Source organism: Clostridium tagluense, assembly GCF_003865095.1.
Lineage (GTDB): Bacteria > Bacillota > Clostridia > Clostridiales > Clostridiaceae > Clostridium_AD > Clostridium_AD tagluense.
The window spans coordinates 1-21,826 of sequence record NZ_BHYK01000047.1 but is presented as its reverse complement, the minus strand read 5'-3'; the positions used below and the strand labels follow the sequence as shown (position 1 = coordinate 21,826).

The window sequence follows — 21,826 nt, the reverse complement described above, 5'->3', positions numbered from 1 at the left end:
CCTGCATCGTGTAGGCTTGTTTGCTATGCCTATTTTTATTCCTAACTGCTCTCTGAACATAAAATTTATAGCCTTATAATGACTCTATACAAAATCAAGTTTTACATGTTACTTTCCGTGACTACTCCCTTTTATTATTTTTTGACTTGCTAAGCACATAACATATTCGCTCTGTGTTTTCACTTACTATCTTATCTTCATAATTATCCATTTTTTTTACTATTTCAAATCCAATTTTTTTTATAACATTTTCTACATATTCTTCTTTATAAGCCCTTTCTGAATGCTCCTCATCAAAGCGTCTATATACTTGTCCTTCTTTTACAAAAAAGGTTAAATTCATTTCTACTATATCATTTTCTAAATAATTCTCCCAAATATAGACTACATCATCGCAGTCGTAATTATAAATATTATTTCCAAGCACATTAGTGAGTTTATAATAAGAGTTAATATCAAAGATAAATAAACCATCCTCTTTTAATACATCATAAACCCCCAATAGATACTTTTTAAAATTTTCTTCTTCTAATATATAGTTAGTAGAATCTAAACAGCAAGTTATGAGATTAAAGGTATTATTTAAATTCAATTCACAAATATTTTGACATACGAATTTTGCCTTTATACCTGCATCTCTAATTTTTTTCTCTGCTTCGCATAGCATATCACAAGATAAATCAACTGCCCATACTTGCTTAAATCCATTTGCAATTTCTACAGTAAGATTTCCTGTACCACAGGCTAAATCTAAGTAACTCGACCTATCAATGCCATATTCACTGCAAATACATAATATATTTGCAGCCCATGTTTTATAATCAATATCAGAATTTATAAGTTCATCGTATATGTGAGCAAACTCTTTATAACAATCCATTTTGACATTTCTCCTTTTTCAAAGATCTTCCCATTTAAAACTATAATGGTATATAGTATTCTAACCTATACACCAAATATTGTCCAAAATAATTTGCTGTTTTTTTTAAAATTCTTCGTTTTTAGGCAGATTTATACTTTTCTTTTTTTTGGTCATTAGCCCCCCAACTCTTCCTGTTTCCTCTGCTGTTAGTCCACTCCAACCACAGGCTTCTATCTTCTCTGTTAGTCCTAATTCTTCGGCAATTTCATATTTTAATGTTTCACGGAGCATTTCAGTTTCAGTTAACTCTTTATTTCCTTTTAGTTTAGCTTTAATAATTTTTTTTAAAGGTGTTTTTCCCATGATAACCCTCCAAATTGTAATATATAATATTTTAATATTTTTTACAATATGGAGCTCTTTTATTCATAATAAAAAAAATAGTGCGGTAATTTTTATTACCGCACTATCTTCTTATTTATAGTTTATACTATTTTCTTCCCTCAGTATAAGTATATTTGAAGTCATTAGCTCCAAATAATGGTGACATTACATTTTTTACATATTTAGCTCTAAAATTGTTTTTAACTCTATATACAGATGGAGCGATAACTGCATCATCCACTAATAATATTTTTTCTGCTTGTTTAAAGGACGCTGTTCTCTTTTCTGGTTCAATTGTGTTAGCAGCTTCTTTAATTAAATTGTCGTATTTTGGATTTGACCATCCAGTTGCAATTTGATTAGCTCCAGTCATAAACAAATCAAAGAATGTATTTGGATCGTTGTAGTCTCCGGTCCATGCTACACCAGTCATTTGATAGTCAAATGCATCTGATCTCTTTTGAGCTATTGCCCAATCCACATATTCTACCTTTAAATCTATGCCTAAATTTTTCTTATACATTTCTTGATTGTATTCAGCAGTTTCTCTATGTTTAGCATCAGTTCCTGCCTCTAGGTAACTAAATGTAGCTTTTGCTGGATCTGGATTTTCTCCAATTTCTTTTAAACCTTCAATTAACAATTTTTTAGCATCTGGATTTGCTGCCTTGAATTCTTTAACAGGTTCTAATGCTACTTTTTCTCTATAATCTTTTCCACCTATTTGAAGTGTTGGTGGGCACCATCCATATGCTGGTTGAGCTAACCCTTTATATATAACTTTAACTAACTGTTCTCTGTCAATAGCTAAACTGAATGCCTGACGGATTTTAGCATTTTTAAAGTATTTGTTCTTTTGATTAAAATAAGTATAACTTTCTGATGGCTCATTAAATGTTGATACATCAAACTTATTTGATGCCTTAAATCTTTCTACCCATTCGGTTTTATCAGCTAAAACGTAATCTATGACACCACTTGATAATGAGTTCATTCTTGCTGCTTCGTCTTTCAGAATACTAAGAGTTAATTTATCCAATTTAACTGAATCTTTATCCCAATAATTTGGATTCTTTTCGAATTCCATCTTGCTTTGGTGTGCCCAATTTTTTAGTATAAATGGTCCATTATATATCATTGTATTTGCTTCTGTACCAAATTTTTCTCCACTAGCTTTAACTATATCTTCTCTTTGAGGATACATAACTTTAAAATATGTTAAATCTAAGAAATATGGGCATGCTTTATCTAATGTAAATTGCACTGTTTTTGCATCTATTGCCTTAATACCCACTTCTTCAGCCTTTGCTTTCTTAGAATTATATGCTTTAGCATTTTTTAAAGGAAATAAAATAAATGCATATGTTGAAGCGGTTTTTGGATCAAGAGCTCTTTTAATTGCAAATTCAAAATCTTGAGCTGTTACTGCTTTTCCATCACTCCACTTAAAATCTCTTAAATGGAATGTCCATACAGTTTTATCTGCATTAGTTTCCCATTTTTCTGCTCCTGCAGGTTTTATAACATCTTTTCCATCTTTATCTTGCTCAATTCTAGTTAAACCTTCCATACAGTTAACTAAAGTTTCTGTTGAATACTTATCAGTTGCAATTGATGGGTCAAGTGACTTTGGCTCAGCCTGTAAATAACCATTTAAAAATTGACTTTTGTCCATCTTAACTGCAGAAGCATCACCAGGTTTTGTTTCAGGCGCTGCAACTGGTTTCTTTCCACAACCTACTAATGCAATTGAAGCAGTTAGTGACAGTGTTAGTAAAGTAGCCATTAATCTTTTTGTTTTCACGAAAAAACCCCCCTTTAATATGTTTATACTTATAATAAGACTTTATAAAATTTGTACAATAAGTATATATATATATTATCAATATAATTTGTATAAAAATAAATTGATAATATAACCTATTTAACTTTATTAGCATCATATATAGTATGTCTGTTGTATACTGCATATTAAATACACACAATATACTGACTTTTTACGCACTACTTAAATTCTTATTCTCATAATATACCATCTATTTCAGAAAATCAAGTATAATTTTCTGAATATAGCAATTATAATTTATTCTTATGTTATTGGATCAAATATTTTGAATTTTCATTATATTGCATTTAATAATTTTAATCAAATAAGTGACAAGCAACGTAATGCTCTTTTTCTATTTCTTTAAGCATTGGTGTTTGTTCACTGCAAATTGGTTTTGCGTATCTACATCTAGGTGTAAATCTACAACCTGGTTTTGGATTTATAGGACTTGGTACTTCACCCTCTAGTTTAATCCTTGACTTTTTTCTTTCAACTTCTGGATCCGGTACTGGTATTGCTGATAATAGAGCTTGAGTATATGGATGAAGTGGTTTTTCATACAAATCATGACTACTTGCAAGCTCCACCATTGCTCCAAGGTACATTACTCCTACTCTATCTGATATATGTTTAACCATTGATAAGTCATGAGCTATAAATAAATAAGTGAGTCCTAGCTCCTGCTGTAGTTGTATCAATAAGTTAACAATTTGTGCTTGTATTGAAACGTCAAGAGCTGAAATTGGCTCATCGCATACTATAAAATCTGGTTCTATAGCAAGGGCCCTTGCTATTCCTATTCTTTGTCTTTGTCCACCTGAGAATTCATGTGGAAATCTTGAGCCATGCTCTCTATTAAGTCCTACTAATTGTAAAAGTTCATATATTCTATTAGTTCTTTCTTGGCCAGTGTATAAATTATGGATGTCTATGCCCTCACCAATTATATCTCCAACAGTCATTCTTGGATTTAATGAAGCATACGGATCTTGAAATATTATTTGCGCTCTTCTTGCAAAATCTTTTTTTGCTTTCTTATTTAATTTATGAACATCAATTCCATCAAACAATACTTCACCATCAGTTGCGCCATACATTCCCATTACAGTTCTTCCACAAGTAGTTTTTCCACATCCAGATTCTCCAACAAGCCCTAGCGTTTCACCTTTTCTTATGGAAAAGCTAACATCATCCACCGCTTTTAAGGTAGCATTTTTACCAACTTGAAAATACTTTTTAAGATTTTTAACCTCTATCAAAATATCATTATTGTTATCCATTATTTATCACCTCTTAATGCTACAGGAATATCAACCTTTGGTGCCATAGAATGTTTTAACCAACAGCAAACTTCATGGTTTTCACTTAAAGTTGTAACCTCTGGCATTTCTTCTCTGCATATTTGCATACAATGCTCACATCTTGCTGCAAAGGAGCATCCCACTGGTGGTTTTAGTAAATCCGGTGGCGTTCCACGCAACGAATAAAGTTTACCTTTGTTTTTCGTTTCAAGTCTTGGAACTGATTGAAGCAATGCCCAAGTATATGGGTGTTGTGGATTTTTAAATATTTCGTCTGTTGTTCCATGCTCTATTATTTGCCCTGCATACATTACTTGTATTCTATCCGCAACATCTGCAACAATTCCTAAATCATGAGTTACAAGAATAACTGCTGTTCCAAGCTTTTCCTGAAGGTCCGAAATAAGATCCATTATTTGAGCTTGTATTGTAACATCTAGTGCAGTCGTTGGTTCATCTGCTATAAGTATTTTAGGATTACAAGCTAGTGCTATAGCAATCATTGCCCTTTGCCTCATACCACCTGAAAATTCATGTGGATATTGATGCGCACGTTTATCTGCATCAGGAATATTAACTAAATCTAACATTTTTATTGCTTCATTCATAGCTTCAGTTTTACTCATTCCTCTGTGTATAATTAAACTTTCTGATATTTGTTTTCCAATAGTCATAGTTGGGTTCAGCGATGTCATAGGATCTTGGAATATCATAGAAATATCTGAACCCCTGAGCTCTCTAAGTTCTCTTTCTGACATAATACTAATATCTTTGCCATCAAATAGTATCTTTGAGCTTTTTTTTATTTCACCTGGTGGCTCTGGAATTAATCTCATTAGCGATTTTGAAGTAACAGTTTTTCCACATCCAGATTCTCCAACTACAGCTAAAGTCTCTCCTTTTTTTAGGTAAAAAGAAATTCCTCTTACCGCTTGTACCTCACCAGCATAAGTATGAAATGAAACTCTTAAATCTTTTACATCTAATATTTTTTCCATGATTTTTCCTCCCTATTGACGTAATCTCGGATCTAGCGCATCTCTTAAACCATCACCAAGCAATGTAAATGATAACATTGTTAAACTAATAAATAGTGATGGAAAGAATAACTGATAAGGATAAAACATTAAGCTTGGTTGTGCTGCAGATGCTAACGCTCCCCAACTTGTATTTGGTGATTGAATCCCTTGACCTAAATAACTTAAAAAGGCTTCTCCAAATATAAAGGCTGGAATGTCGAAAGTAATAGCTACAATCATTATTCCTAGTGTATTTGGAAGTAAGTGTTTTGCAATAATTCTTGAAGGATTAGCACCTAAGGCAGCCGCCGCTAGTACATATTCCTGTTCTTTTATTTGTAATAACTGTCCACGTACAAGTCTTGCCATTTGAACCCATCCCGTTATAGTCATGGCAATAATAATAGCCCAAATACCTTTATGAAGTATTAGTGAAACTAATATAACAATTACTAGATAAGGAATACTTGCAAGTATCTCAACTATTCTCATCATAATGTCATCAATAAATCCGCCATAAAATCCAGATATCCCACCATAAATACCACCAACTACAGTATCTATGAAAGCTCCTATAAGTCCTATAATTATAGAAACTCTACCTCCAGCCCAGACTCTTGAAAACACATCACGTCCAAGATTGTCTGTTCCAAACCAATGTGTTGAGTTAGGCGGAATATTTACTAAATTATCATTTTTAACTTCAAAACTAAATCCATTAATATATTGTCCAAAAATAGTCATCAATGATATTAAAATCAGTATTATTAATGAGGCTGTAGCCACCTTATTTTGTTTTAATCTTCTCCATGCATCTTGCCAATAGGTCATACTAGGTCTTAATATTTCCTCAGCATTAGCATTTTCACATCCAATTATTTTAAACTTCTCTTTCGATAACTGTGCCATACTTCTCCCCCTATCTCTTTTCTCCAGTTAATCTTATTCTTGGATCAATCAATCCATATAATATGTCTACTAAAACATATGCTATTATTACTAAGGTACATAAGAAAACTGTTTGTCCCATAATCATAGTGAAATCTCTATCCGTTATTGAAGTTACAAAATTAAAACCAAATCCTGGAATTGAAAATATACTTTCTATAACAAAAGCTCCTACAAATATATTCGCCAGTTGCGGTCCGAGTATTGTGATGGCTGGAAGTATAGCATTTCTAATAACATGTTTCCATACTAAGCTAAGTTTTGTAATACCTTTAGATTTTGCTGTTAATATATAATCTTGTCCTATTATATCAAGAGTATTAGCTCTCATGTATCTGGCATAAGTAGCTATAGAACTAAAACTTAAGGCTATACTTGGCAATATAGTGTATTCAAACCCTCCCCATCCCGTGGTTGGAAGCCACATGTTTTTAACTGTAAAGAAGTATTGAAGTAGGGCTGCCATAACAAAATTCGGTATAGAAATACCTAATATTGCTATAAACATAACCAGGTAATCTGGCCATCTCCCTCTATTAAAGGCTGCTATTATTCCAAGACTTACCCCTATGAAAAATCCCATTGCTATCGCTTGTATGCCCAGTCTTGCAGATACCGGCGCATGTAATTTTATAACATCAGTAACTTTTCTTCCTGGGTAAGCAAGCGATTCGCCTAAATCTGCGTGAAGCACAATATTTTTCATGAATCTGCCGTATTGCACTACAACTGGTTGATCCAGACCATACTTTGCCATAAAATTTGCCCTTATTTGTTCTGGCAATTTTCTTGCCATGCCTGCTAATGGGTCTCCTGGAATAGCATGTATCAACATAAATGTGATAGTAGCTACTATCCAAAGAGTCACAAACATATACCCTAATCTCTTAAGTATAAATTTAAACATTTTTTTAAAATCCCCCCATCATTAATTTTTAAAAAGTCAATTTTACTTTCGTTCATTACCAAGTCATTGTGTAAATTCAGGTAACCCTTTTCATTTCTATAGCATTATTTAAAATAATAAAATAACATGTACACATTTTTTATTATGAAAAATAAAATTATATAATGACTTAGATTTTGATAATTGTAAATATTCCAACAATTTCGAATTTAAACTATACTTTAATTCTGAACTGCTAACTATTTACTTATAGTTAGTTTAAATGATCATTTTAAATTTTTCTAAAAACTACTTTTGTTTCAGTTTATGTTTATCTTTCATGATATAGCATTTTAAAATGGAAATCAAGATAATTTCCGTTTTGATAAAGGTATTTTTGTGAATTTATAAGGTTTTTACATTTTTATAACACAATTAAATTTAAGTTGATATTTCCACTTTTATACGACTTTTTCTGTTGTTTTTCTACATTGAAATGATTTACTTGATTAAACTAACTTTTCAATACCTCCTTTTACTTCTCACTAAAATTCCCCCTTAGATTTTTCAATACGTTTATATAGCAATAAGTAAAATACTTATTAAGCCCAAATGAAGATTTTTGAAAATAAAATACCTTTAATTTAAAACTCCTGTGTTAAAACTGTTTTTTAAAGTCAATTTGAATTATATAAGAATGAGAACTTTCACAAATTTTATTAAATAAAAAATATTCTGTCAATTTTTATTGTAAATGAAATTATTTTAATATAATTTAGACTAAAAAAAATGCTTTTCCTATAATTTAATTTATAAAACATTTTGTAATTAGTTACAGATTTATAAATGCAAATGCATTGAACAATGTCATTTTGAAAGATTTTACAGGTGTATTATTATTTTCTTTTTTTTATATTATCACGGTTTTTGTAAGTTGTCAAACTAATTTGTCGCTATTAATTATGATGATTAGAGTAATATGGTGTTAACTAAAATATTCATATTATTATTTCATAATTATAATATTGTGAATACTTTCTTGCAAGCTTTATATTTCAGATTTTCATTTTTTTTTTGAAAAGTATATATATTTCCACATAGGGGCTATATAATATAGTAAAGAAAGACATTTTAGTGATAGTGCATGTGTCATTTTAATTTGTAAATTAAAATAAAAAAAACGCTTCACTAAGCATAATTTAAATTAATAAATATATAGTAATAGAAATAAGATAGTATATGGAGAATAATAATTGTTATTCTCTATATAACTACGAGGAGGTAATTACATGAGTATTTTTAAAGGTTCTGGTGTTGCAATAGTCACCCCATTTAATGAAAGAGGAGTAGATTTCAAAAAATTGGAAGAATTGATAGAATGGCAGATTAACAGCAAGACAGATGCTATTATAGTATGTGGTACTACTGGCGAAGCTTCTACTATGACAGAGCAAGAAAGAAAAGAAACCATAAAATTTGTGGTGGATGTAGTTAATAAGAGAATTCCAGTAATTGCAGGTACAGGAAGTAACAATACTGCTTCTGCCATAAGCATGAGTAAATGGGCAGAAAAAATAGGAGTAGATGGATTGCTTGTAATTACACCTTACTACAATAAAACTACTCAGAAAGGTTTAGTTGAACATTTTACTGCAATTGCAAATAGTGTAACTTCACCAATAATAATATATAACGTTCCTTCGAGAACAGCTCTTAATATTGCTCCAATCACACTTCTAAAATTATGCGAAGTGCAAAATATTGTAGCAATTAAAGAAGCAAGCGGAGATATAAGTCAAATAGCACAGATTAAATCTCTATGTGGAGATAGATTAGATATCTATTCAGGTAACGACGACCAAACTATACCTATACTTTCCCTAGGTGCTATTGGTGTTATATCTGTTCTTGCAAATATAATTCCTACAGTGATTCATAACATGTGTGAATTATATTTAAATGGTGAGCATGCAGAGGCTCTAAAAATCCAACTGGAATTTCTTGCTCTAAACAGCGCTATGTTTATAGAAACTAATCCTATCCCTGTAAAAACAGCTATGAATCTTATGGGACTTAAAGTAGGTCCATTAAGACTACCACTATGTGGAATGGAAGAAAATACGCTAGGAATTCTAAAAAAAGAATTAAATGCATATAAAATCCCTTTAAAGGAGGAAATTTAATGATTAGAATGGTTCTAAATGGGTGCAATGGTAAAATGGGAAAAGTTATTTCCGAAATGGCTAAAGCATCGACTAATATTTCAATTGTTGCTGGTATTGACAAAAATTCATCTGGTTTAACCTATCCATGCTATAACCATATAAATGAATGTGAGGATGAAATAGATGTAATTTTAGATTTTTCAAGACCAGATGCTCTAGATGCGCTTTGCCAGTATTCCAAAGCGAAAAATATACCTATTGTCTTTTGCACCACTGGTTATACCGAGAAGCAGCTTTCTAAAATTCATTCACTTAGCGAAGACATTGCAGTATTTCATTCTGCAAATATGTCTATAGGTATAAATATTATTAATAATATGCTAAGAAGTATAAGTAACATGCTTTATAAGGATTTTGACATTGAGATAATTGAAAAGCATCACAATCAAAAAGTGGATGCACCTAGTGGTACTGCTCTTCTTCTTGCAAATACAATTAAGGATTCTATTGAAGATGAAACCATCTTCAATAACGGAAGAAATGGCTTACACAAAAGAGAACGTAATGAAATAGGCATTCATGCTATAAGAGGTGGAAATATTATAGGTGATCACGAAATCATATTTGCAGGAAAAGGAGAATGTATTGAAATTAAACACACTGCAATCTCAAGAGAAGTTTTTGCAATAGGTGCATTAAAGGCCTGTGAATATATATACGGAAAAGAGAAAGGTCTATACAGTATGGACGATGTAGTTAATACATCTCTTTAGTTTTTAACGACATTTCAGAAGGAAAGTCCCCTACTTCTATAAGTGGGAGTTCATGCTTTAACAAATAAAAAACTTCAGTGGGAGTTTAACCTCCTTCTGAAGTCGTTAATATTACAGCTTCAAAGAAGATGAACAGCTGCACAGGTGATGATTTAACAAGTATTATAGCCTTGGAACAGAGAATCAATTTGTTCCAAGGCTTTTTCTAAATCATTCAGTTATGTCTAACATTTCAAGCCATTTTTCCATTCTATCCAAACCCTCTTTTAACACTTCTAAACTATAAGAATAAGAAATCCTTATGAACCCTTCTCCACCTTTTCCAAAAGCTGATCCAGGCACAATAGCAACTTTACCTTCATATAGTAGTCTATTGCAAAATTCTTCGCTATTCATTGAGAATTTTGTTATAGATGGAAATATGTAAAAGGCCCCCTTAGGAAGCGTTACTTCCATTCCCATTCCAATTAATCTTTTATATACGTATTCTTTTCTCTTCTCAAACTCCACTTTCATATTATTCACGTCATTCATACAAGAAAGCAATCCCGCGTAGGCTCCCCATTGAGCTATAGAGGTTGCACAAGAAACATTATACTGATGTACTTTCAATATATTATCCATAATATACTTACTAGCACAAACATAACCTACTCTAAGCCCCGTCATGGAAAACATTTTAGAAAATCCACTGACCAAAATTACTCTATCTCTTAATTCATCAATTTGAGCTAGTGAATAGTATTTTTCATAGCATAATGAGCTATAAATCTCATCACTTATTATGTAAATATTTTTTTCTTTTAGAATTTTAAAAAGTTTATCTCTTTCCTGAAGGGATAATGCTGCTCCAGTAGGGTTAGACGGATAGGAAACCACTAAAAGCTTAGGATTTTCCTCACTTATAAGTTTACTTAAGGTTTCAAAATTAATAGTAAAATCACTATTAAGATTATAATTAACCACTTCTGCTCCAAAAAGCTTTACACAACTCTCGTAGGCTGGATAAGCTGGCGACGGTATAAGAACTTTATCTCCCGGGTTTAAAAATGCAGCAAATGTGCATAGTAGTGCCTCACTTCCACCAACAGTAACAACTACCTCTTCTGGTAAATAGTTAATATCCATATTACCTAAGAAATTAGAAATTTCATGTCGTAGCTCCGGAATGCCAGCATTAGCTGTGTATTCTGTTTTGTTTTCATTGATAGCGGAAGTCATGGCCTTTTTAATATTTGTAGGTACTGGAAAATCTGGTTGCCCTAGGGTAAGGGAAATCGCTCCTTGAACCTTTGATACCTTATTAAAAAACTTTCTAATCCCAGATATTTCTACGTTATTCACATTATTTGAAAATATATTATTCATAAAATCATCCTTTACATGTGTTTGAGTTATTGTCATTTTACTATATAAAAGAATAAAAATCAGTAGTTTTATAATCTTTTTAAGATAATAATAATATTTACCTTTAAATAATGTTCATTTTACTATATGATTTATAAGGTATATAGTTTTATTTTAGAATTTTAATTTTATCTATGTTTTTATGAAAAATGGTAAATTCAAGTTTTATAGATATAAAACCCTATGCATAAAAACAACAATTTGACTTAATACTTATAATACGAAAGGAGAATGAACATGAACTATGATTTAACAGACCCTTATGAAATTGCAAGATACATAAAAGAAGCTAAAAAGGCTACTCCAATTAAACTCTATATTGATGGAGATTTATCACAATGCCAATTTGGAAATATAGAAAATTTTGGTAGCGGTAGTTTTTATATACTTTTTGGTGAAAGTAATGAGGTATCAGATTTTCTAATAAAGTATAAAGATAAAATCAAAAAATTTAAACTTGAACAAGACAGACGAAATTCAGCTATTCCTCTAATGGACATAAAAAATATTGACGCAAGAATTGAGCCAGGCGCAATTATACGAGATAAGGTTACCATAGGTAAGAATGCCGTTATAATGATGGGCGCTGTAATTAATATAGGTGCTGAAATCGGCGATGAAACCATGATAGATATGAATGCCGTGGTGGGCGCTAGAGGAAAACTAGGCAAACGAGTTCACCTAGGTGCTGGTGCTGTAGTAGCTGGGGTTTTAGAACCACCAAGCAAAAGCCCTTGTGAAATTGGCGACAATGTATTAATTGGAGCAAATGCTGTAATACTCGAAGGAGTAAAGATAGGTAAAAACTCTGTAGTAGCTGCAGGATCAGTAGTTGTAGATGATGTTCCTGAAAATGTTGTAGTTGCTGGAACACCCGCAAAAATAATAAAAAATGTGGATGATGGCACTAAAGAAAAAACTAAACTACTTGATGATTTAAGAAAATAAACTAAAAAGAGCATATATTACTACAAATGCTTCTCACTGTGCTAAGTAATTCTAAACTAATTTTATTGAAAGATACTAAAAAGTACAAACTCGCTGACGCTCAAACATGTACTTTTCTTAACGTATCTCCCAATAAAATTAGTTTGAATTACTAAAGCTTGTTCGAATGCATTTTACGTAATATATGCTCTTTTATACAGTTTAAAAAAAGGTACATTCAACTAGTTAAAACTGAATGTTGAATCTAAAACTTTTTTAAATTGATTTTCCATAATTTATAATGTTTTCAAGGACTAAAATTGAAAACGTATACTATATATACTAAATAACGTCTAAAGCATCAAAATCTTGCTCTTCATCAATCATCATATTTGATTCTACTATGTTCTCACCATCTTTATTAACCTTCTCCATCTTTGATATAGACACTTCATATGCTACTTTTCTTATAACTTCTTCATCCGATAATTTCTTTTGATATTCTCTACTCTGGAGTCTTCCCCAGATTCTTATATTATCCCCTACTTCAAGACTTTTGCAAAATCTAGAATTTCGTCCCCAAGCAATTGTAGGTATATAATCAGATTTGTTATATAATCTGTTAACTGCCAATAGCATGTCTGCAATCTCTCTTCCAAAAGGTGTTGTCCTATATATCGGACTTTTACAAATATATCCATCTAAAAATATTTGATTTGGATTCTTACTGCGTTCTTCACAAATTTTAATATCCCTAGCAAATACCGTTAAGATTAACCTATTAGATCCATCAACAAATTTATTGTAAGATCTAAGTTGACCTTCAACTATAAATTCATTTCCTATATTGATACCCATCCCTGCAATTAATCTTTCGGAAATTGTTATAGTTAAAATGTCTGTTGTTTCACTCAGTCTCCAAACCTCAAAATCAAACACATAAAACCCTTCACCATACATCTCATGACTAAATTTTAACTCAGATACTACCTTTCCTTCTAAATAAATCTTGTTATTTAACATAACATTATCCATTATAACCCCTCTTTCCCTTAGTTTTTTTAATAAGCTTTCCTTAGAATATAAGTATTCAGTTCTTTAATGTAATATACCTAATATTTATATAATTTTGCTAATATTTTTCAAATAAATAATTTATTATTTAATTTAATATTCCCCATATATATTTTGGCAAAACTATAACTATTTGGTGTTTCCATTATAATACAAATACTTACTAAATTTCAAGGTATTTAATTTTTATTTTTTTATTTGTTTTCCTTGTACATTTATATAATAATTATTCTTATATATTAAGTCTGATATTTTAACAAATGTATACCCCTCCCCTTTTAAATATTCTAAAATTCTAGGCAAATTCTCAGGGGTATATTTCGCATCATTGTGAAATAAAAGAATTGACCCAGGCTTAGTCTTTTTTATTATTCTATTAAATTCGATATCTAGCCCTTGTTCTTTCCAATCAATACTGTCTACATCCCATTGAATGCAATAATGATTTGTAGCTTCTACAGTCTCAATTACTAAATTATTATACTCTCCAGATGGACATCTAAAAAGAGCTGTTCCCTGTCCCGTTACAGACATTATTTTAGCATCCGTAGCAGCTATTTCTTCAATCATATTTTCTTTAGAGATTGTAGTCATAATAGGATGCTTATTAGAATGATTTCCTATTTCATGCCCTTTTTCATACATGGTCTTTAACTTATCTGGATACTGATCTATCCACGCTCCAACTATAAAAAATGTTGCCTTAGCATTGTACTTATCTAATATTTTCAAAATATCATCTGTTCTATCATCGCCCCAGCTTGCATCAAATGAGATTGCAATCTTTTTATCTTTAGTATCTACAGAATATATTGGCAATTTACGTTGCTGGCCGAAAAATACACCTTTAGTTTTCAAGTTATAAACAGATAAAGTTATTAGAGTTCCAAGAAAAAGCACAAAAACTATTATTATCTTCTTTTTTATGTAACCCATGTCCATGCTATCCCCCCCTTATATCACTGTAGGCAACAGAAGTTATAACTTGCTCCTCCCTTCTACCTTTATACTTTAAATTTATATTCCAAAAGTTAAAATATATGTATAATTTAATTTATAAAGTTTATTTCATATTAAATCATTTATTGTAATAATTTATATAAATCATTAAAAATTAAAAGCACCGATTCATTTCGATGCTTTTTATGTTATAATGTTTATAGTTAATTTTACATGAAATAAAACAGTTCATAATTATTTTTTACTAAGCGGACTACAAGGAGGAGAGGAAACGATATGTTTGAAGATGCTTTAGACCTGGCTGAAAATAAGCTTCTTTTACTTTATATATTTTATAAAATAAAACTCCCTATTTCTAATATTCAATTAACACAAATTATTCTAGAAAATAATTTTATAAATTATTTTACGTTGCAACAATATATGACAGAACTTATAGCGTCTAACCTTCTTAAGCCCACTGAACAAAAGGGTAAACATAGATTAGTCATTACCCAAAAGGGGGACAATGTTCTATCACTATTTAAAGGAAGAATTTCTGAAACCAAAATACAACTTATTGATGACTACTTGAAAATTCATCTTGAAAATATCAAAAAAGAGCTTACGGTTAGTGCTGATTACACAATAGAAAGTAATAACAATTATTTAGTTAACCTAACTGCGTCAGAAGATAATTTTACACTTATAGATATAAAGCTTAGTGTGCCTTCTAACAAGCAAGCGAGAGATTTGTGTAGCAAATGGAGAGAAAAACCATCTGAATATTATACAAAGATAATAAACCTGCTCATAAATGATTAGTCACTATAAAAGTGTCATTCCTGTAGGCTCTCCGCCAATAGAAATGGCTTTTTTATTTTCAGTTAATTTATCAATTCTAAAAAGCAAATTATTATAATTATCACCTACATACAAATACTTTTCATCTTCCAAGATTCCTCTAGGCATACCTCCAATTTTTATTTTTTTTATTTCTTTATAATTATTTATGTCGAGTATACTAACCGTACCATCTCCAAAATTTGATATAAAGCAGTATCTTTCATTGCAATACATATCCACAGGTGAATTACCAACAGGTATATTGTATAATACATTGTAGTTTTTTAATGAAATAATACTTATACTTCCTTTGTTATCCATGCCTATATTACTTTCACAAACTAAAATGTAATTTCCATCTGGTGTGATAAGGGCTTTAGTAGGATATGCTCCCACCCTAAGATTTTTAATACTTCCCTTAGGAGCACAATCTATTACTGTTACACTATCACTATTCATATTTGCTACTACAATTAGATTTTTTCTTTTACAAATATAAATACTATGTGGTAAATTGCCACAGGGAATTGCTTCTACAATATGCTTTTTCTCTAAATCAAAAACTATTATGTCATCACAATCACCACAAATTACATAAGCTTTATTATCATAAACTGATAAATCATTACAGTGCATGCCTATAAAATAACTTTCAGTTTCATAATTATCCATATCAACTATAGAAATACTATTATCATAACTATTAGCTGTTATGAGTTTATTTTCATAAACATATATACCATGAGGACCAATTTTTTTGAGATTTTTCTTATCCAAATATATTTTTTCTTCTTCTACAAATAAATCTAAGTTAACTTTTGATATGCAATCTGATGAAGTACTACATACATATAACTTTCTCAAATCCCTCACCTCCTCATAACCATAATATGAAAATAGTAATAATCTGCTAACAATGTTTTCATAAAAATTAATAAGGGATTTATTCAAGATAGTCTAAAGATTTGAACTAAAGGGTTTTTTTCTTAGAGGATGCTATCACAAAAGTATATATTGCTACAAATGCGTTCACTTCACCAAGTAATTCTACAATTTATTTTATTTATACCTGCTAAAACCCACAAACTCGCTCCGCTCAAACATGTGGGTTTCTTCACGCATCTATAAATAAAATAAATTGTGAATTACTAAGGCTTGTTCAAACGCATTTTACGCAATATATACTTTTGTTAGCATCATTTAATAAAAAAAAGTTTACTTTTATTCTTTATTTCTTGAAATAGCGCTGCTCAATAGTATATAATAACCTTTGTGATTATTAAAATCACGAAGGATGGAGGGTTACATTATGTATAGTTATACACCAAAAGGCGTTTGTTCTAAAAGTATAAATTTTGAAATAGTAAATGATAAAATAACAGAGGTTGTTTTTACAGGAGGATGCCCTGGCAATTTAATGGGAATCTCAAGCCTAGTAAAAGGAATGGGTGTTCAGGAGGCTATAAAAAAGCTTAAGGGTATTAGCTGTGGCGATAAAAGTACTTCTTGCCCTGACCAGTTAGCTTTAGCACTTGAAGAATTAGTTGTAAATGCTTAATTAAATAATATAAACACATAAAAGCTATGAAATTAAGGTATTAACCCTATATTCCATAGCTTTTTGGACAGCCACTTTTATCTATTTAATCATCACCTGCATCGCTCCAGTATTAACGATTATGAATATTTCGTATTATTTTTCTCATATCTCCTACCATATATAAGGAACCACACACTAATAATAAATCCTCTTGCTCGCAATAGCTCAAAGCTTTTTTATATGCCTCCTCATAATTTTCAATTGACTCGCAGCTCCCACTGTATTTTTCTACTTGCACTTTTAGTTGCTGTGAAAGTTCAGCCCGCTGGCTATGTGGAGTAACGGTGATAACTCTACTTGCCTTTGGAACTATAGTCTTTATCATCTCTTCAACTTGTTTATCTGCAAGTATTCCCAAGATTAATATAATTTTGTTATAGTTAAAATACATGTCGATACTTTCAGTAAGGTTTTTTATACCATCAATATTATGTGCTCCATCTATAACAACTAAAGGCTCTTTATTCATTACCTCAAGGCGAGCTGGCCATTTTACAGTTCCAAGACCCATTAAAATATCATTTTTACTTATTGTGGCACCTTGCACTATAAGCTCCTCTATAACATTAATAGCTACGCAGCAGTTTAATAATTGATGCTTTCCTAAAAGTGAAAGTTCAATAATATAATCATTATTTAAAGTTTGAACTTTGAACTTTTGAGTAATAAGATTATTATTTCTATAGCCTGTCCCCTCTAATGAAGTTATTAAAACCTGCTGTAAATTTTCCTTCCCCAAATATGTAGCTGATTCTCGTGGTATTTTTATTAATTTGCAATTTTTTTCTCTACATATTCTTTCTATTACATCGTAGCTTTCTTTTTGTTGTGGAAACATAACTACGGGAATTCCTTCCTTTATAATTCCTGCTTTTTCATAAGCAATTTTATCTATGGTACCACCTAATATTTGAGTATGGTCCAAGCTAATAGATGTAATAACACTTACAACAGGTATAATTACATTTGTTGAGTCAAGCCTTCCACCCATACCCACTTCCATTACTGCAAAATCCACCTTATTTTTATAAAAATATAAAAATCCTGCACAAGTAATGATTTCAAATTCTGTTGGGTTACTATATCCTAGTTCCACCACTTTTTCCACTGCCTTGGAAACCTCTGTTATAATATTGCTTAAATCTGCTTTAGAAATATTTGTATTGTTTATTTGCATACGCTCTTCAAACTCTTCAATAAATGGCGAAATATATGAACCTACCTTATATCCGGATTTAACCAAAATATTAGTCACCATAGCTGTAGTAGAGCCTTTTCCGTTAGTTCCTGCGATATGTATGCACTTTAATTTTTTATGTGGATTTCCTAAAATTTCTAATATTTTTTCAGTTCTCTCAAGGCCAAGTTTAGTACCAAACTTGGCTGTGTTTTTTATATAATCCATGGCTTCATTATAATTCATATTTATCATTCCTTTCAAACTAGGTGGGGACAGTTAATAACTTTTTGACTTTCTCTTAAATTCTATACCAACATAGGGACAGTTAACAACCTTTTATTTTTATTTTTACTTTTATTTTTAATAAAACCATTGGGGACAGTTAACAACTATTTTATCTATCTTCTTAATTAGTTTTATTAGTTGTTAACTGTCCCCTTACTTTTTAGTAAAAAAGATTCCTATGTTTTATTTAAACATAGGAATCTTTTGCTAAAATTTATTTTAAATTTTCTATACTTTTGATTACTGAATTGTACATTTCTTTATATTTTTCACCCTTAGCTTTTTCTTCTTCCACTACCTCTACTGGAGCTTTAGCTGTAAATTTTTCATTGCAAAGCTTTTTCTCTACTCTATCTATTTCTTTTTCTAGTTTTTCTTTTTCTTTGTTTAATCTTTCTAATTCTTTTTCTAAATCTACAAGCTCAAGTAATGGCATATACACTTCTGCACCCTTAGTTACTACTGTAACTATATTTTCTGGTGCTTCCTCTTTAGAATTTAAGAACACTACTTCACTAGCTGATGCTAGTTTTTGGAAATACACCATACCTTCTTCAAATGCATCTTTTGCCTCTGTAGCATATATGAATACCTTAGCTTTTCTTGAAGGTGGTACGTCCATGTCTGCTCTAGCATTCCTTACGTCTTTTATTGCTTCTATAATATAGTTCATGTTTTCTTCTGCTTTTTCATCTTTAAGCTTTTCGTCATATTCTGGCCACTTAGATATTGTTATTGACTCACATTCTGTTTGTACATGAGTAAATATTTCCTCCGTTATATATGGCATAACTGGATGAAGTAATTTAAGTCCTGCAATTAATACTGTATTTAATACATTTAATACGATACCTTTTGACTCTCCATCTTCTGCATATAATACTGGTTTTACAAGTTCAATATACCAATCACAGAATTCTGTCCACATAAAGTCATGAGTCTTTTGAAGTGCTATACCTATTTCAAACTTTTCGATATTTTCTGTAACTTCTTTTGCTACAGTGTTCATTCTTGACAATATCCATCTATCAGCAACGGTATAATTTCTACTATCTTTATATTTTGTCATTAATTCTTCATTGAAGTTCATCATAACAAACCTTGAAGCATTCCAAATTTTGTTAGCAAAGTTTCTAGCTGCTTCTACCCTTGATTCATAGAATCTCATATCACTACCTGGTGCATTTCCTGTAGCAAGTGAGAATCTCAAAGCGTCTGCGCCGTATTTTTCTATTACTTCTAAGGGGTCTGTACCATTTCCCAGGGACTTAGACATTTTTCTTCCCTTATCATCTCTAACCATTCCATGCATTAATACCGTTTCAAATGGCACTTCCTCTAAATTATAAATTCCTGAAAAAATCATTCTTGCAACCCAGAAAAATATAATATCATATCCTGTTACTAAAACACTTGTTGGATAGAAGTATTTTAAATCCTCTGTATTATTGGGCCAGCCAAGTGTTGAGAAAGGCCATAGTGCTGAACTAAACCAAGTATCAAGTACATCTTTATCTTGCTGTAAATTTGTGCTGTTACATTTAGTACAGTTTGTAGGTTCAGTTGATGCAACTATAATTTCTCCACAATCTTTGCAGTACCATACTGGAATTCTATGTCCCCACCATAACTGTCTTGATATACACCAATCTTGAATGTTTTCCATCCAATTAAAGTAGGTTTTTTCAAATCTCTCTGGAACAAATTTAGTTTTCTTTTCCCGTACAGCATCTATAGCAGGCTTTGCAAGAGATTCCATTTTAACATACCATTGTTTGGATAACAGTGGCTCTACAGTAGTTGCGCACCTATCGTGAGTACCTACATTATGAGCGTGGTCTTTTATTTTAACTAGTAGTCCCGCACTATCTAAATCCTCTACAATAAGCTTTCTTGCCTCATATCTGTCAAGACCTGAATATTTTCCATATCCTTCACATATAGTTGCATTTTCATTAAGAACCACTATTTCAGGTAGATTATGTCTCTTTCCTATTTGGAAATCATTAGGATCATGTGCTGGCGTGATTTTAACTGCGCCTGTTCCAAACTCTAAATCAACGTAATCATCTGCAACTATTGGTATTTCTCTATTTACTAAAGGCAGTATTAATGTTTTCCCTACTAAATGTGCATAGCGAGGATCTTTAGGATTTACTGCGACAGCTGTATCTCCAAGCATGGTTTCCGGTCTTGTGGTAGCTATTTCTAAGAATTCATCTGTGCCTACTACTGGATATTTTATATGCCAAAAGTGACCTGCTTGTTCTTCAAATACTATTTCTGCATCTGAAATTGCCGTCATACATTTAGGGCACCAGTTTGTTATCCTATTCCCCTGATAAATAAGTCCATCCTTATATAATTTAACGAAAACTTCTCTTACTGCGTGATTTAAATTTTCATCCATGGTAAAGCTTTCCCTTGTAAAGTCAGCAGAACAACCCATTTTCTTTAATTGCCCTCTTATTTTTGCTCTATATTCATCAGTCCACTGCCAAACTTTTTCAAGGAATGCTTCTCTTCCCATTTCTTTTTTAACAAGTCCCTTTTTTAAAAGTTCATTTTCAACTTTTACCTCTGTAGCTATACTTGCATGATCTTGTCCTGGCAGCCACAAAGTGCTATATCCTTGCATCCTCTTTGTTCTTATTAAAATATCTTGAAGTGTATTATCAAGAGCATGACCTAAATGTAATTGCCCTGTAATATTTGGAGGTGGCATCATAATTGTAAAAGGCTTTTTGTTTTTATCAACATCTGGGGTAAAGTATCCTTTTTCTTCCCACCTCGCGTAAAGTCTTTCTTCAAAATCTTTCGGATCATAATTCTTAGCAATATTGTTATTTTCTTCCATTAATAATTCCTCCTTATTTATAAAATCCGACATAAAACCAATATCCCTTTAAGATAGTTAACAGTTGAAACTCTTAATTTTCAAAAAACAAAAAGAGCCTTCGTCTATAAAAGGACGAAGAACTCGCGGTACCACCTTTTTTCCTGCAAATCTACAGGCTCTTGATAATTTAACGATTAAGAAAACCGTCTTTGTCTAGTACTTACAATTAAGTAAATTCAACAAAGAAGCTCCGAAGCTACCTTCAAGGTTTTTCATATAGAAGATCTTACAACCTATGGATCTTCCTCTCTTAATATTAATTTTCCTTTACTCCTCTTCATCTAAGCTTTTTAAGGTTTATGAAATTTTGATTTATGTCATATTATACACCTTAATATTTATATGTCAAGACAATATATTTTAATTTGATATGATATTATGATTCATTTATGATAATGTCTTATTATACCGTTTTTGATTATGTCCCAAACAGACAAAAATATAGTGTAGAATATACCTCATAACAATGTATAAATGAGGTGTTCATAATCAGAAAGGTAGAT

Annotated in this window: 18 protein-coding genes and 1 other annotated feature; of the genes, 5 read left to right on the top strand and 13 right to left on the bottom strand. The window is 31.1% G+C overall.

Annotated features, from left to right (window positions below; all coding sequences use genetic code 11):
• Positions 1–121: 121 nt before the first annotated feature.
• The 7 genes from Ctaglu_RS22795 to Ctaglu_RS22765 all read right to left on the bottom strand — a co-directional run bounded on the left by Ctaglu_RS22795 (position 122) and on the right by Ctaglu_RS22765 (position 7,249).
• The gene (locus Ctaglu_RS22795) at positions 122–880 is read right to left on the bottom strand and encodes a class I SAM-dependent DNA methyltransferase (RefSeq protein WP_125006075.1); all 759 of its coding nucleotides are present in this window, start codon (positions 878–880) and stop codon (positions 122–124) included.
• 105 nt (positions 881–985) lie between these two features.
• On the bottom strand, positions 986–1,225 hold the full coding sequence (locus Ctaglu_RS22790; protein ID WP_125006073.1) for an alpha/beta-type small acid-soluble spore protein: 240 nt from the start codon (positions 1,223–1,225) through the stop codon (positions 986–988).
• 127 nt (positions 1,226–1,352) lie between these two features.
• The gene (locus Ctaglu_RS22785) at positions 1,353–3,050 is read right to left on the bottom strand and encodes a peptide ABC transporter substrate-binding protein (RefSeq protein ID WP_125006071.1); all 1,698 of its coding nucleotides are present in this window, start codon (positions 3,048–3,050) and stop codon (positions 1,353–1,355) included.
• A gap of 338 nt (positions 3,051–3,388) precedes the next feature.
• The gene (locus tag Ctaglu_RS22780) at positions 3,389–4,354 is read right to left on the bottom strand and encodes an ABC transporter ATP-binding protein (RefSeq protein WP_125006070.1); all 966 of its coding nucleotides are present in this window, start codon (positions 4,352–4,354) and stop codon (positions 3,389–3,391) included.
• On the bottom strand, positions 4,354–5,373 hold the full coding sequence (locus tag Ctaglu_RS22775) for an ABC transporter ATP-binding protein (protein ID WP_125006068.1): 1,020 nt from the start codon (positions 5,371–5,373) through the stop codon (positions 4,354–4,356). The genes Ctaglu_RS22780 and Ctaglu_RS22775 overlap by 1 nt, the downstream gene beginning before the upstream one ends.
• A gap of 12 nt (positions 5,374–5,385) precedes the next feature.
• Positions 5,386–6,303, bottom strand: coding sequence for an ABC transporter permease (locus Ctaglu_RS22770; RefSeq protein WP_125006066.1), 918 nt, complete (start codon positions 6,301–6,303; stop codon positions 5,386–5,388).
• 10 nt (positions 6,304–6,313) lie between these two features.
• Positions 6,314–7,249: an ABC transporter permease gene (locus Ctaglu_RS22765; protein WP_125006064.1), complete on the bottom strand. Its 936-nt coding sequence runs from the start codon at positions 7,247–7,249 to the stop codon at positions 6,314–6,316.
• A gap of 1,268 nt (positions 7,250–8,517) precedes the next feature.
• Between Ctaglu_RS22765 and dapA the strand changes: the two genes are divergently transcribed.
• Together dapA and dapB are read left to right on the top strand one after the other, a co-directional pair.
• On the top strand, positions 8,518–9,411 hold the full coding sequence (gene dapA / locus Ctaglu_RS22760; protein WP_125006062.1) for a 4-hydroxy-tetrahydrodipicolinate synthase: 894 nt from the start codon (positions 8,518–8,520) through the stop codon (positions 9,409–9,411).
• Positions 9,411–10,166: a 4-hydroxy-tetrahydrodipicolinate reductase gene (gene dapB, locus Ctaglu_RS22755; protein ID WP_125006060.1), complete on the top strand. Its 756-nt coding sequence runs from the start codon at positions 9,411–9,413 to the stop codon at positions 10,164–10,166. Before dapA ends, dapB begins: the two co-directional genes overlap by 1 nt.
• A 210-nt stretch (positions 10,167–10,376) precedes the next feature.
• On the opposite strand, the gene Ctaglu_RS22750 is transcribed toward dapB, so the two are convergent.
• Positions 10,377–11,534: a pyridoxal phosphate-dependent aminotransferase gene (locus tag Ctaglu_RS22750; RefSeq protein WP_125006058.1), complete on the bottom strand. Its 1,158-nt coding sequence runs from the start codon at positions 11,532–11,534 to the stop codon at positions 10,377–10,379.
• 276 nt (positions 11,535–11,810) lie between these two features.
• Here Ctaglu_RS22750 and dapD point away from each other — a divergent pair, with 276 nt between their 5' ends.
• On the top strand, positions 11,811–12,521 hold the full coding sequence (dapD, locus tag Ctaglu_RS22745) for a 2,3,4,5-tetrahydropyridine-2,6-dicarboxylate N-acetyltransferase (RefSeq protein ID WP_125006056.1): 711 nt from the start codon (positions 11,811–11,813) through the stop codon (positions 12,519–12,521).
• A gap of 321 nt (positions 12,522–12,842) precedes the next feature.
• Here the strand turns inward: dapD and Ctaglu_RS22740 are convergent, their stop codons facing one another.
• Both Ctaglu_RS22740 and pdaB read right to left on the bottom strand, forming a co-directional pair.
• Entirely contained in the window at positions 12,843–13,535 is a 693-nt protein-coding gene (locus Ctaglu_RS22740; RefSeq protein ID WP_125006054.1) for a single-stranded DNA-binding protein, read from the bottom strand.
• Positions 13,536–13,760: 225 nt separating this feature from the next.
• Positions 13,761–14,516: a polysaccharide deacetylase family sporulation protein PdaB gene (gene pdaB, locus Ctaglu_RS22735; protein ID WP_125006052.1), complete on the bottom strand. Its 756-nt coding sequence runs from the start codon at positions 14,514–14,516 to the stop codon at positions 13,761–13,763.
• A 294-nt stretch (positions 14,517–14,810) separates the two neighbouring features.
• Here pdaB and Ctaglu_RS22730 point away from each other — a divergent pair, with 294 nt between their 5' ends.
• Complete coding sequence (locus Ctaglu_RS22730) at positions 14,811–15,338, top strand: DUF4364 family protein (protein WP_125006050.1); 528 nt, start codon at positions 14,811–14,813, stop codon at positions 15,336–15,338.
• A 3-nt stretch (positions 15,339–15,341) separates the two neighbouring features.
• Here Ctaglu_RS22730 and Ctaglu_RS22725 read toward each other — a convergent pair whose 3' ends face one another.
• Positions 15,342–16,223: a YncE family protein gene (locus tag Ctaglu_RS22725; protein WP_125006048.1), complete on the bottom strand. Its 882-nt coding sequence runs from the start codon at positions 16,221–16,223 to the stop codon at positions 15,342–15,344.
• Positions 16,224–16,668: 445 nt separating this feature from the next.
• On the opposite strand from Ctaglu_RS22725, the gene Ctaglu_RS22720 reads away from it, so the two are divergent.
• Positions 16,669–16,917, top strand: a complete 249-nt coding sequence (locus tag Ctaglu_RS22720) for a TIGR03905 family TSCPD domain-containing protein (protein ID WP_125006047.1) — start codon at positions 16,669–16,671, stop codon at positions 16,915–16,917.
• A 112-nt stretch (positions 16,918–17,029) separates the two neighbouring features.
• On the opposite strand, the gene Ctaglu_RS22715 is transcribed toward Ctaglu_RS22720, so the two are convergent.
• Positions 17,030–18,382, bottom strand: coding sequence for a bifunctional folylpolyglutamate synthase/dihydrofolate synthase (locus Ctaglu_RS22715; RefSeq protein ID WP_125006045.1), 1,353 nt, complete (start codon positions 18,380–18,382; stop codon positions 17,030–17,032).
• 256 nt (positions 18,383–18,638) lie between these two features.
• Entirely contained in the window at positions 18,639–21,281 is a 2,643-nt protein-coding gene (locus Ctaglu_RS22710; protein WP_125006043.1) for a valine--tRNA ligase, read from the bottom strand.
• 107 nt (positions 21,282–21,388) lie between these two features.
• Positions 21,389–21,616 (bottom strand) — a binding site (T-box leader).
• Positions 21,617–21,826 lie beyond the last annotated feature (210 nt).